The 12,386-nt window shown below is 65.4% G+C and carries 10 protein-coding genes; 3 read left to right on the forward strand and 7 right to left on the reverse strand.

The annotated features are described in order from the left end of the window. Position 1: 1 nt before the first annotated feature. Positions 2-829, reverse strand: a complete 828-nt coding sequence (locus DBO33_RS23945) for an SDR family oxidoreductase (protein WP_107657059.1) — start codon at positions 827-829, stop codon at positions 2-4. A 321-nt stretch (positions 830-1,150) separates the two neighbouring features. On the opposite strand from DBO33_RS23945, the gene DBO33_RS23950 reads away from it, so the two are divergent. Continuing rightward, positions 1,151-2,500 (forward strand): cytochrome P450, encoded by a 1,350-nt coding sequence (locus DBO33_RS23950; RefSeq protein ID WP_107657060.1) that lies wholly within the window; start codon positions 1,151-1,153, stop codon positions 2,498-2,500. A gap of 9 nt (positions 2,501-2,509) precedes the next feature. Beyond that, on the forward strand, positions 2,510-3,322 hold the full coding sequence (locus DBO33_RS23955) for an SDR family NAD(P)-dependent oxidoreductase (protein WP_107657061.1): 813 nt from the start codon (positions 2,510-2,512) through the stop codon (positions 3,320-3,322). A 12-nt stretch (positions 3,323-3,334) separates the two neighbouring features. Here the strand turns inward: DBO33_RS23955 and DBO33_RS23960 are convergent, their stop codons facing one another. Beyond that, positions 3,335-4,123: a PAS and ANTAR domain-containing protein gene (locus DBO33_RS23960; RefSeq protein ID WP_107657062.1), complete on the reverse strand. Its 789-nt coding sequence runs from the start codon at positions 4,121-4,123 to the stop codon at positions 3,335-3,337. 422 nt (positions 4,124-4,545) lie between these two features. Here DBO33_RS23960 and DBO33_RS23965 point away from each other — a divergent pair, with 422 nt between their 5' ends. Continuing rightward, a complete protein-coding gene (locus tag DBO33_RS23965; RefSeq protein WP_107657063.1) occupies positions 4,546-5,019 on the forward strand; it encodes a hypothetical protein in 474 nt (157 codons plus the stop codon). Between the two features lie 10 nt (positions 5,020-5,029). Here DBO33_RS23965 and DBO33_RS23970 read toward each other — a convergent pair whose 3' ends face one another. From DBO33_RS23970 to DBO33_RS23990, 5 genes are all read right to left on the reverse strand, one after another. Next, a complete protein-coding gene (locus DBO33_RS23970) occupies positions 5,030-7,141 on the reverse strand; it encodes an LGFP repeat-containing protein (RefSeq protein WP_234391004.1) in 2,112 nt (703 codons plus the stop codon). A 460-nt stretch (positions 7,142-7,601) separates the two neighbouring features. Further along, positions 7,602-8,672 carry a quercetin 2,3-dioxygenase gene (locus DBO33_RS23975; RefSeq protein ID WP_107657065.1) on the reverse strand — a complete coding sequence of 357 codons (1,071 nt, stop codon included), beginning with the start codon at positions 8,670-8,672 and terminating at the stop codon, positions 7,602-7,604. A 152-nt stretch (positions 8,673-8,824) separates the two neighbouring features. Beyond that, positions 8,825-9,763: a hypothetical protein gene (locus DBO33_RS23980; RefSeq protein ID WP_107657066.1), complete on the reverse strand. Its 939-nt coding sequence runs from the start codon at positions 9,761-9,763 to the stop codon at positions 8,825-8,827. Further along, entirely contained in the window at positions 9,744-10,322 is a 579-nt protein-coding gene (locus DBO33_RS23985) for a hypothetical protein (protein WP_159080452.1), read from the reverse strand. Before DBO33_RS23985 ends, DBO33_RS23980 begins: the two co-directional genes overlap by 20 nt. A 176-nt stretch (positions 10,323-10,498) precedes the next feature. Continuing rightward, positions 10,499-11,968: a cytochrome P450 gene (locus DBO33_RS23990; protein WP_107657068.1), complete on the reverse strand. Its 1,470-nt coding sequence runs from the start codon at positions 11,966-11,968 to the stop codon at positions 10,499-10,501. Positions 11,969-12,386: the final 418 nt, after the last annotated feature.

Consider the following 12,386-nt stretch of genomic DNA (forward strand, 5'->3'; position numbering starts at 1 on the left):
TTTACGGCGACCGCCACTTCTCGTCGGTCAGGATGGTGCCCGCCTGCGGTCCCATCAGCAGCAGTCCGCCGTCGACCACATACGATGCGCCGGTGACATACCCGGCCGCGGGCGTCGCGAGGAAGGCCACCACGGCGGCTACTTCCTTCGCGTGGCCGGGACGGCTCAGCGGGATGCCCGGCCTTGATTCGGTGCGCGGGTCGATGTCCTCCTGGCCGGTCATCGGCGTGGAAATCTCGCCGGGGGCAACCGAATTCACGGTGATGTCGTGTTCGGCGAGTTCCAGGGCGAGCACCTTGGTCAGTGCGCCGAGGCCCGCCTTGGCGGCGCAGTACGGCGCGGCACCGACCCGGGGCGCATGCTCGTGCACGCTGGTGATGTTGATGATCCGGCCGCCCCGGCCCGCCTCGATCATGCGGCGGGCGGCGCGCTGCGAACAGAGGAACGCACCGTCGAGATCGACCGAGAGCACGTGGCGCCAGGTGTCGAAATCCATGTCCATGGCCCGTTGCGCGGTGCCGGTGCCCGCGCAGTTCACCAGCACATCGATGCCGCCCAGCTCCTCGGCCAGTTCATCGACCACCGCGGCCGCGGTGGGTAGATCGCTCAGGTCGAGACGCCGGACCGCCGCGGTGACGCCGAGCTCGCGCACCTCCGCCGCGGTGCGTTCGGCGCCCTGCTCGTCGGAGTGATACGTGATGCCGACATCGACGCCGCCGCCGGCCAGTGCGACCGCGATCGCCGCGCCGATGCCGGAGTCGGACCCGGTCACCACCGCGCGAAGCGGTGCGCCGGCACGGTCTTCGGGTAGCGGAGCGGGAGTTGTCATAATCCTCTTCCTATCTGTGGTCGGTGCCACCGACAGCGGTCGAGGCCGCCGTGGTGCGCTGTCGAGGGGGTCGACGGCGACACGCGTCGCATGCGCTCGGCGCGGTTCCCCCACTACCGCACATACCCGGTCGGTTCCGGGACACACACGCGGCTGCCCCGTCCTACTCAGCGACACGAGACCCCTACTCAGCCACAGGAGACCGCCCTCGATTCGAGCGAGCAACCGCCACGTTTAGGGCTCTCGACACGTGGAATTGCGCAGATAGATCGAATACTGCGGCAGTAGCGAGACGAGCATTCGGGAGCTCGAGGAGGTCACATGTCAGGTCACCGGCTGACCGGTTTTCGGGCGGCGTCGACGTTGGCGGATCTGGGGTTCGCCGGTGTCGCGGCTGGCGTGATCGCCCGGCGGCGGCGGGTCCTCGGGCTCTTGGAACGGGTTCAGGCCGACGCGCGCGTCGTGCGGCGGTTGCGGCGGTTGCGGCGTGAGTTCGGCTCGGGGCCGGTGGAATTGGTGGTGCCGGGGCGGCGAATGGTTGTCGTGGTCGACCCTGCGGACGTCGGCCGGGTGCTCGACGGATCGCCGTCGCCGTTCCATCCGGCGAACCTGGAGAAGCGGGCCGCGCTGCGCCAATTCCAGCCGCACGGCGTCCTCGTGTCCAGCGGGCACCTCCGCGACGAACGCAGAGCGGTGAACGAAGCGGCGTTGGAGACCGGTCGCCCGCTGCATCATCTGGCCGAGCCGTTCACCGAGGTCATCCGCGAAGAGGCGGCGCGACTGCGGGAAACCGCTGTGCGCGAGGGAAAACTCGATGCCGAGCAGTTCACCATCGGCTGGTGGCGGCTGGTCCGGCGCCTGGTGCTCGGGACGGCCGCGCGCGACGATGACGAGATCACCGACCGGCTGTGGCAGTTGCGTTCGGCGGCCAACTGGTCGTTCCTCGCTCCGCAGCGACGCAGGCTGCGCCGGAAATTCACCGACGAACTGCATCGCTACGCCGAATCCGCCGAGCCCGACAGCCTGCTGGGCGCGCTCGCCGCCACTCCGGCGTCCGGTGCGAGCGACCCCATCGGGCAGGTACCGCATTGGCTGTTCGCCTTCGACGCGGCAGGCATGGCGCTCACCCGGACCTTGGCCTTGCTCGCCACCCATCCGGAGCAGCGCGCCGCGGCGACGGCGGAAGCAGTGGACCGAGCAGGTTCGGCGGCGCTCCCCTACCTGCGCGGGTGCGTGCTCGAGTCGGTGCGCCTCTGGCCGACCACGCCGATGATCCTGCGGGACACCACCGAGGACACGATATGGCGCGACGGCGACGAGCAGTTCACTATCGATGGCGGCGCCGCGCTGCTCATCGCCGCGGTCGCTTTCCACCGGGACGAGCAGCTGCTGCCGTTCGCCCATGATTTCGTGCCCGAAATCTGGCTGGACGGTCGCGCACAGCAGTACCCGCAGCTGGTGCCGTTCAGTGCGGGGCCCGCGGCCTGCCCCGGACGCGATCTCGTGCTCTTCATCACCAGCACCCTGCTCGCGGAGATGCTGCGCAGCATGACATTCGAACTGCGCTCGACGCCCACGCTCGATCCGGCCGCACCACTACCGTTGACGTACAACAACTTCGGCGTGGAATTCGCGGTCACGCCCGTGCATGAAGCGAGCGAGGCCGGGTAGGCGCAGAGCATGACCGAACAACGCCCACTCGCGCTCGTCACCGGAGCCTCCAGCGGCATCGGCTTCGAAATCGCCAAGCAGTTGCAGTCCAGGGGCTTCGACCTGATCATCGCCGCTGAGGACAAGGTCATCGAGAACGCCGCCGAAACGATCGGCCGGGACGGTACCGAAGTGCGTGCTGTTCAAGTGGATCTGCGGACCGCCGAGGGAGTCGAGCGGTTGTACTCGGCCGTGACCGAGGGCGGTCGGGCGGTGGAAGTGGCAGCTTTGAACGCGGGCGTCGGCTGCGGCGGGCTCTTCACCGAGACGGACCTGACCGACGAACTCGACATCGTGGACCTCAACGTGCGGTCCACCGTCCACTTGGCGAAACTGGTGGCCCGCGACATGGCCGCACGTGGCACCGGCAAACTGCTGTTCACCGCGTCGATCGCCGCCACCATGCCCGGGCCGCGCCAGGCGGTGTACAACGCCTCCAAGTCGTTCGTGCTGTCTTTCGCCGAAGCCTTGCGAGAAGAGTTGCGCCCCAATGGAATCAGCGTGACCGCTCTCCTACCCGGGCCGACCGACACCGACTTCTTCCGCCGGGCCAAGATGCTGGCGACCCGGATCGGCCAGGGGCCGAAGGACGATCCCGCCGACGTCGCGCGCCAGGGCGTCGAGGCGTTGTTCGACAATGACCGGAAAGTCTTCGCCGCCTCGCTCGCGGTGAAAGCCGCCGGACTGATCAACACCGTGGTGCCGGACCCCGTGAAAGCGAAACTGAATCAGGTCATGTCCGCGCCGACCGGCCGCGCCACCGAGCCGACGCGGCATCGGTAGCACTGCCGCTCGTCAAAGATCCCGTCCGGTCGTGGAGGGTGCACATGGTTCCGGCATCCTGGGCGTTTCGTGGGCGGTCAGGAGGAGGTGGTCGATGCGTGAGCGCATGGCGGCCTCGGCAGCCGGCACGTCGTACAGTCCGGCGACCAGCCGTTCGGCGAGTACTCGCAGCTTCGTATTGGTCTCTTGGGAGCGCCACCGCAGCACTCGGAAGGCCTGTTCCGGGTTGATCCCGTAGATCACCATCAGCACGCCCTTGGCCTGCTCGATCGCGGCGCGCGCGGTGAGTAGCTCGGGCAACATCACATCGAAGGTCGGCCCTTGACCGTCGCCGGAATGATCGTTGCTGTGCACGTCCGATGCGGCAGCACTCTGTGGCGTCAGGTCATGGCCGTCGGCGAGCGTCTCGGTGATATCGACATAGAACCCGGTGGTGCCGATGGTTTCCCCGGCGTCGTCGTGCATCGGCTGCGACACCACGATCACCTGATGCCCCCCCCCGCCGGTGTCCACGATGCGATGACTGCTCGAAAACGGACTGTCGTCTTCGACGGAAGTCACCAGCACGGCCTCCACCCGATCCCGGTCGTCAGGGTGTTTGTGCGCTAGCAGCAACTCCGTCGTCGGCTCCACCTCCCCTGGCCGGTAACCGTGCATACGGGCCAGCTCATCCGACCATTCCCAGCGCCGATCGGCGAACCAGAACCGGAACCCACCGGTACCCAGCGGCGTGCCCGCACCCACGACTCGCTCCACCGCGTCGAGGTAGTCGCGAGACTCGGGCCCACCGCCGTTACTCATACCCCCATTAAACGCCTGGTCTGTCAAAACTCCGCAGAACCCGCGCCTTCGCGGTGCTCACCGGAGCCGAAGCGATCCGTGACGGGAACCACCGGGCTGTGCCGGCAATCCGATGTCGGCGGTGGCGCGTTGATCCAAGTAGTCAACCGAATTCGGAGTCGATCCACAGTGTTGGTTCGGGCGTGGTGGTTGGCCCCGGTGCAGGGTCGCTGCGATCACTCGAGCGGAGGAATAGGACGACCGCAATGACTCCGATCACCGCGCAGACACCGAGCGCTGCCGCCCACTTTCGTGTCATAGAGTCGCCTCCTCGCTTGATCTATTCGGCCGGATAGTGCGGATGGATCGATGCCGGCTCGGCTGAGTCCAGCGTAGTGTCGGCATTTCCATCCGGCGATGGTGGCGATCCGAGGAGACGACTGATGATCGATACCGGGCTCGACGTGATGTACGGTTCGTCGCTGCCGTTCCAACAAGTCGGATGTGCGTTTCCCGACCTTCCCTCTGCGGCCGAGGGGATGCTCGCCTGGGACGACGATCAGCGCCTTCTCGTCATCACCGCCGCAGTGGCACTCGGCGCTGTCGGATTCCGCGCCGAGGAGCATCCGAATGAACCTGCCTTGCTGTACCAGGGTTGGCAAATGCTGCAGGAGGTGTCGGTGCGGTTCGACGACGTAGTAAAACTCCGTGACCTCGAAGCCGACACCGACCTGCTCGAGGAACCTTTGCTCACCCGACCCGGCCGCTACCGTATGCGGCTGTATGCGACCGGGCGCGATTCCGGCGTGGAGTTGCAGGAATCCGGAGACGATCTCACTGAACGGTACTTGTTGCAGTTCTGGCCCGAAAGCCAGTGGCGCCCACCGACACCGATGCAACCAGTACCGTCCGCGTGAGCACATTCGCTCAGCCGTGGTACGCCTGCACGAAATAGCCGTCGGAGTCGTCGTCGCCGACATACAGGATCCGGTTCTCACGATGGAATGACGGTAGCAACCTGCCGCCATCGCCATTCTGTGTCGTGGGGATGAAGCATGCGCTGAACCCATTGGCGTTGTACACCCCGATAGGTAGTACCGTGATCGAACACCAGTCGAATGTTCTGCCGAGGTCCGGGTAACTCAAAGCACCCTGCGCGGTGACCGCGAACGGGTACTCATCGCACTGCCAATCCGCCCCAGGCCGGTTGTACCCGGCGCGACCGTTCGGGCACGCGGTGGCTCGATTCGATCGGTGTTGTTGGCTCTTGTAGACGATCCGCTGCAACGGACGCAACGTGGCCGAGGTCCCGATCCCCACCGGACTCCCTGGTAGCAACGAATTCTGTGCGTTGAGGACGTGGTCGTAGAGTTGAGGCGCCCACTGTTTGGTCGTGGTCAGGTCGAGCACTGGGCGGTTGTTGCTTCCGCTGCCTGGCGCGAGCACACACCCCGGCGCGGCTCCGATGTAGGAGTAACTGTCGCAGCGGGTCCGCGCGAACCGCAGTTCGTGCGTCAGTGGATTGCTCAGGCCGAGCGGAACGAGCGGGTCGGCAAAGATCACCTTGCCCATCAATGTGTCCCACTCCCACTTGTTGCTGGCCCCAGCCAGACGCGTGGTGGTGGTGAAGGTGAATTCCGGCTTGGGCGCAAGGGCTTTCGTTTGCCTCCCCGATGGATTGACAGTCCCGGTGCGGCTCGTGCTGCCTTCCACCGTGAGGTCGAGAGTCACCGTTGCCGCGCCCGCGGTTCCGTTGGCGACCTTACGGTCGAACTTGATGCGCTCAGTGGTGGCTTGGCTGCTCACTGCGGTTTTGGTTTCGCGGTAGGCGAAACCTTTCTCCCAGCCGACTTTGTAGGTCTTGCCTTCGTATCGCTGATAGTAAGTCAGTCGGTATCGGCTGGTGGCACACCCATAGAAGCGTTTGCCGACCGCTACGGCCATGTCTGCGTTGACACACCAATTGCCCACTTGGCCCTGCGCCCCGGTGAAAAACGCCGCCTCGGCAGCAAGGTCACGAGCGGGGTCAGGCGGTTCGATCGGCTCGGTGGGCGGCGCTTGTCGAACGGGAAAAGGACGAAACTGCGGAGCTGCCGGTGCCGGGCTCGCCGGTGCCGGACCGCTCGTCGTGGTCGCAGGAGCTGGCGATGTCTGAGCCGGAGCGTGTGAAGCGGGAGGCGTCGGCGCTGGCGACCCCGGAGCGGTCGCCGACGGCGAGGAAGGCGACGGAACGGTCGAGGACGGCGGTGCGCTTGGGATGGCAGACGTGGTGGTGGGCGCCGGTGTCTCGTTCGGGGTCGCAGAACGGCTGTCGGTCGAGCTGGGATCTGGGCCGGGCGCGGTGTTCTTACCGAAACCCATGCACACGTACTTGCCTGCCGCGTCGGCTGTAGAGCATCTGTCGCCACTGTCAGTGAGGCGTTCGACATAGCGGCTGGCGAACTTGTTGTACGGGTCGTCGGCGCCGATGATCGGGTCAGTCCCATTCGGATCATCGTCGGGCTCGGCACCGACGTTCCATTGCAGGACACCGCCTTCGAACAATTGTTCCGCGCCACCAGCGATGTCGTATTCATCGCTGATCGGATACCCCATCGGACCGTTCTCCCAGCCCTGGTTTGCCCACTGGTCGCGGATGGCGCCCCACACAGGATGGGCACCGGCGCTCGACTTCCAGTAGATCGACCCGCCCTCGAAATGACTACCGCGGCCGCCGTCCTTACCCGTGAATTCACTCTCTATCGGGTAACGAAGAGGCCCGTTCTCCCAACCGAATTGACCCCACTTGCCGCGAATCGCACCCTGAACGAGCTTCGCCCATCCGCCCGCGACCTGCGAATGCCAGTAGATCGAGGCACTGTTGGCGAACATCTGATACCGGCCGCCGCGCGCGGCGTCAGACTCCGGCATCGTGGGATTCCCCAGCACCGACGGCCCGCCCCGGGCCAGATACTCCTGTTCGATCCTTCCGCCCACTATGTAATCGCCGTACTGCCCATCAGCAGAAGCACTCACCGCGCTCGACAGCACGATTGTCACAACGGCAACCAACACCGTCGGCCACCGCCAACTCCGCCCGACGGCCTCACGATCGAATATTTCGAAACCCTGCCGGGCACACCTCAATTGGCCCATCTGAATCCTCCCCCTTCTGATTGCCAGTCAATTGCCAGCTATGCGATCAGGGTGTCACACATAGGCGTATCTGTCATCAGGAGGGAACTGGGGATTCAACTGGTCCTACGGCATGGGGATCTGACGGCTGCCAGAGTGAGGAGAATGAACATCCTCCGTTCTGGAACGACGAAGTGATCAGCAAAAGACCTCATACTCGTTCTACTGGTTGGGATTTGACGTTCGATGTGACCGTCGGCGGGTCGGGTGCATACGGAGTAACAGACGGTCCGACCGTCTCGGCGACCGTCGGCTGGGGTAGCGACTCGATTTAGATGGCGACCGGATCGAACGGAATAGCCAGCTCGACGCTGGACCGGCCGGATCACTCGACCGCACCGCGTACCGGTGGCGGGCCGACCACCTCGAGATCCAGCTCCGCCCGTGCTTTCGCGAAACCCGCCGCGGGAAATGGCATGTCCCCGCCTTCGGTGTGTACGTACGCCGAGGTCGGTTCGTTCATGTACTCGAAGAACTTCTCGAATATTCCGGTGGTCAGTAGGCCGAGCATTTGGGTGTGGTGGGTGTCGAAGGCGAAGCTGTGCACGGTTCCCGCGGGTGCGTGCACGAAGTCGCCCTTGGTCAGCAGCAGCTCTTTCCCATTCACGTGCAACAGGATTCGTCCCTCGACGCAGAGGAAGTTCTCGGTGTGCGCGCGGTGGAAGTGGCGCGGGATGTAGGGACTTTTTCCGCCGGTGGTGTGCATTGCGAAATAGGTGCCACCGGTGTTGGCGGACCGGGCCAGATAGGTGTTGAGCTGGCCCATGCCGGCCCAGCGGTCGCCCTCCCCTACGTCCAGGACATACGGTGATTCGCCGACAGGTAGTGAAGTACCGGTGACCGGCGGTAGCTGATGTTTCTCCAGGTCGTGGATCCGTACGCCGAACTGATCGGCGAGTTCGGACTGCTGTCCTGTCGAGATCGGCCGGTCCCCGGTGACGTCGACGACGTGTGATGCGGTCTCGCGACCGATTGCTTGCGCCCAGCGATGCCCGTCGCCCACGGTGAGCCAACTGAGGAACCGCGTGCGGTGCGCGAGCATGCGGTAGGCGTAGGGCGTCCCGGGCGGCACGGCGACCGACGCTCCGGGAACGAGGACGTGAGTTTCGTCCGGCAGCCATATTTGAAGCTGTCCGTCGGTGATGTACAGGAAGCGATGCTCCTGTTCGTGCGACATGAACGGTGTCTCGATCCCCTTGCCGCCGTACACATATGCGGCACCGAACTGCCCGCCGGTGTCCTGCGGGCGGGCGATCACCGTGATCAGCTGACCGCCGAGTTCATGTCGTTCACCTTCACCGGCGGCCAGGTAGTACGGGGCGCAGCGGCCGGGCAACGTGTCGATGCTCGGGTCGAGCGTGTGAACCTCATCGATATTCGGAATGTCGAAAGTCACTGGTACGGACCAACCTACAGAATCCGGGGCCCGGGTTACCGCACAGACGGTTGTAAAGCCCCTCGTCAGATTCTGTCCGGTCCGGATGGTAGCAAGCGAAACTCGTTGCTGCCGAATGGGACTACGGAGGTACTGCGGATGCCCTGCTCGGCTCAGCAGGTCGGGGATGGGGAATCACCGGCAAGGCGGAACTCGAAGCGGATCGCTCCCGGGGGCGAGGCGGGCAGGACGATGGCGGCGCCGTTGCCGGGGGTCCAGGTTCGCGGGACCAGGACGTAGTGGTCGCCGATGCGGGTCAGCGGGACCAGGCCGTCGTAGCGGAATCGGTAGGCGGAGCCGGCGGTCGGATCGGTGTCACAACGTGCCTTCTGGACGTCCGAGTGGGAAAGGTGCAGGTCCTTTTCGCTGTAGATGACGACTTGGGAGCTGGTCGGTAGTTGGGCGGCCCACTCGCTGGCTCGCGACTGGGCGACCGCGATGGAGTAGTCGGCAGCGATCCAGAACAAATTGATACCGATCACGGCGAACAGGATGGCCCATTCCGTCACCGCCGCTGCCTGCGATCGCGGCAGCGGCGCTGTCTCCGGCAACTGAGCACGTAACCTGTTGCGGCGCTGCACTATCAGAGCCCACAGCACCAGCACCGCGATGATGATCGAGACCGGTGCGACACAGAGCCCGTCATTCAGCGCAGTAACCACGAACACACGTGACACCCCGTTCAGTAGAACCGCCACCGCGAGCACCGCGATCACGGCGGTGATCCACCAAGCGGGCCGGCGTTCGCGCACCGAGTTCGGCAGGGCGGTATAGCCCCACAGCACGGCCATGCAGAGGAGACCGACCACGATCAGCGGCACGAACAGTGCGTCGACTGTACGCATCAGGTACTCGCGGATGCTCGGATCAAGGGTGGTGGAGTCGACGCCGAAGTAGTAGAAGAACCGGTAGACGTGGTGCCAGCCGAAGAAGAACAGCAGGGCCGTCAGCAGCGTCGTCGGTGCGACCACCTGTCCGACGGACTTCGCGACCTGCGTGAATCCATCGAACGCCGACCCGGTCGTCGGTTGCTCAGCCGGTGGGTGAGACACGGGATGTGCTGGTCGGGCGGGTAGTCGGCGTGGTCCCGGTGGTCGGGTCGGGGTCGTCGGTCACCGACGTCTTCGGCAGGTATCCCTCGGTGCCGCAAGGCAGTTTCTGCGGGGCGCTCGGACCGGTGATCAACGTCAGGGTCGAGCCCCGAGTGAGGATCACCGACCCGTTCGGCGACTCTTCGTTCGGCGTCGGATCCGCTTGCCCGCCACGGAAGTAGACGTACTGGCACACGCTGTACTGAGTGGCGGTGCTGTCCACGGCGGTAGCGATGCGCACGCAGTCATCGCATTCTTCGGCGATCCTCGTCTCGGCCAAGTCGCGGACCGTGACGAGCGGACTTCCTTGGAGTTCGGTGAAGGCCGGAATGCGAATGGGCGCGCCCGGCACTTTCCCGGCGTCGGTCTTTTCCGGTCGTCCGGGCGCTCCGGGGACCGCCGGTCTCTCCGACGTCCGCTGTGTCGTCGTATTGCCCGGCTCTCGATCGGGTATCGACGTACTGCACGCCGTCAATGCGACCGCCGCCGCGGCCAGAATTATGGTTCGCCGAATGTCCATGGCGCAGTCCTTGCCTGCCGAAACACAGTCACCATCGGTGAGATTTCTCGGCAGCTTTCAGCATGCTCCGGTCTGCGGACGCGCACATGAGTAGTGCGCTACCTCAATAGCTGAGGTAGCGCACTACCGGTTCGCACCGTCGACGCACCTGCGAGGGGGCAAGCGCGATGATCGGCCTACACCGTCTCTGTGCGGGTCCTACGCCGCAAAACCATGGGAAGCCCGTCGCGCGGCCGCAACGTCAGTGTGTGCTCGGGGACGATGCGCGCACCTGCCGCGAGGTCGAAGGTGTAGCTCTGGGTGAGCATGGCAAGGATGAGTTTGGCTTGAATGCGCGCGAAACCCAGTCCGATGCATTGGCGGTGGCCCGCACCGAAGGGCAGGTACGCATAACGGGAGCGGGGTTGCGGGCTCCCCGCGCCGGTGACGGGGTAGACAAACTGCTTGTTCTCCGGCAGGAACCGGCGCGGGTCGAACCCTTCCGGGTTGGGCCAGGACTTCGGGTCGTGGTGCAGCAGGTAGGACGCCACGTACACGGTCGCCCCGGCGGGGATGGTGTAGCCGCCGAGCACATCGTCGGCGGCGGCTTGCCGTTCGATCAGCCAGGACGGCGGATATAGCCGCATCGCCTCTTCGATGACGGCCGAGGTCCACGGCAACTGGTCGAGGTCGGCGGGGGGGGGGCGGCGGTCGCCGAGCACGGTGTCGACCTCGGCGATGAGCCGTTCGCGCGCCTCGGGATTGTTGGACAGCAGCATCAAGGTCCAGGCCAGCGAGTAGGCCGTGGTGTCGTGCCCGACCAGCAAGAACGTCACCAGCTCGTCGCGGACCTGGCGCGGGCTCATCGCCGCCGCACCCTTCTCGTCGCGCGCGTCGAGCAGCAGGCCGAGCAGATCGTGCCGGTCGTCCTGCGGGTTCGCCTGTCGTTCCCGGATGAGCCGCGCGACAACGTCGTCGAGCACGGCGACCGCGGCGTCCAGCTTGCGCCAGCGCGGGGCCTGCAACCGCAGCGCCATATCGGGGGTGACGCCGGGCAGCCGGGCGGGCAACCAGGTGAGCAGCGAGGTCATGGCTTTGCCGACGCAGCGCAGGATTTCGACGAGCGCCTCGTGCACGTGCGCGGCGTCCTCGGACAGGTCGCTACCGAACAGCGCGGGTGCGGTCACGTCGAGCGTCAAGGCGTTCATGGCGACAGAGACGTCGAGCTGATCCCCGTCGGGACGAGTCTCCCATCGCTGCAACGAACGTTCCGCCGCGCTGATCATGTACTCCGCGAAACGATCCAGCTGCCGCCGGGCGAACAGCGGTTGCATGATCCGGCGCTGCCGGGTCCAGGAGTCGCCCTCGTTGGTCAGCAGCCCGTTGCCCAATGCCATTGCCGCCACTTTGGCATTGAGGGTTTTGACGTAGTTGCTCTGGCGTCCCACGAAGACAGTTTCGACCAGCTCGGGATCGTTGACGATAAAGAATTGCCCGCCCGAGATGTCTATTCGGACGACATCGCCGTACTGTTCGACGAGGCTCTGGAAGGCCAGACAGGGATCGTTGCGGATTTGCGCCATTGCCCGGAACGCGTCCAAGCCGGTGGGCCCGGGCGCGCGCATCGGGTCGGCGACGGTGCCGACACGGGTTGAAACTTCAGTCACGGTTTTCGCTTCCCATATTTCCCACACGAAATGGGTGACTTTTGGGGAGATCTGGATGCTATCTCGTTTTCTCCAAGATCAGGGGTGGCCGCCCGGATTTCAACCCCCCATCCGGGGCATGCCGGATCTCGGGAGGCTCTGCCAGACTGAGCCGATGCGCGACGATGCCGGTCGAAACCTGACGCTGGAACGGGTCGCGCGCCCGCGGGGGCCGCACGAGATGTGGAAGCGGTGTCGTCGGGATACGTTGCGCGCTAAGCTGGTTCCGGGTCAGCCAGTGCGACGGGGTGCTGCGCGCCACGTGCTTTGCGTGTCCGCCGGGGAGGTGCCGGGGTCCCGGGCAGATCCGATCACCGAGGTCACCTGAGCCCACGTTTGTGAAGTGGTCAGGGGGGTCGCGCCGCCGGGGGGTGAGAGG

Source organism: Nocardia suismassiliense (assembly GCF_900269665.1).
Classification (GTDB): domain Bacteria; phylum Actinomycetota; class Actinomycetes; order Mycobacteriales; family Mycobacteriaceae; genus Nocardia; species Nocardia suismassiliense.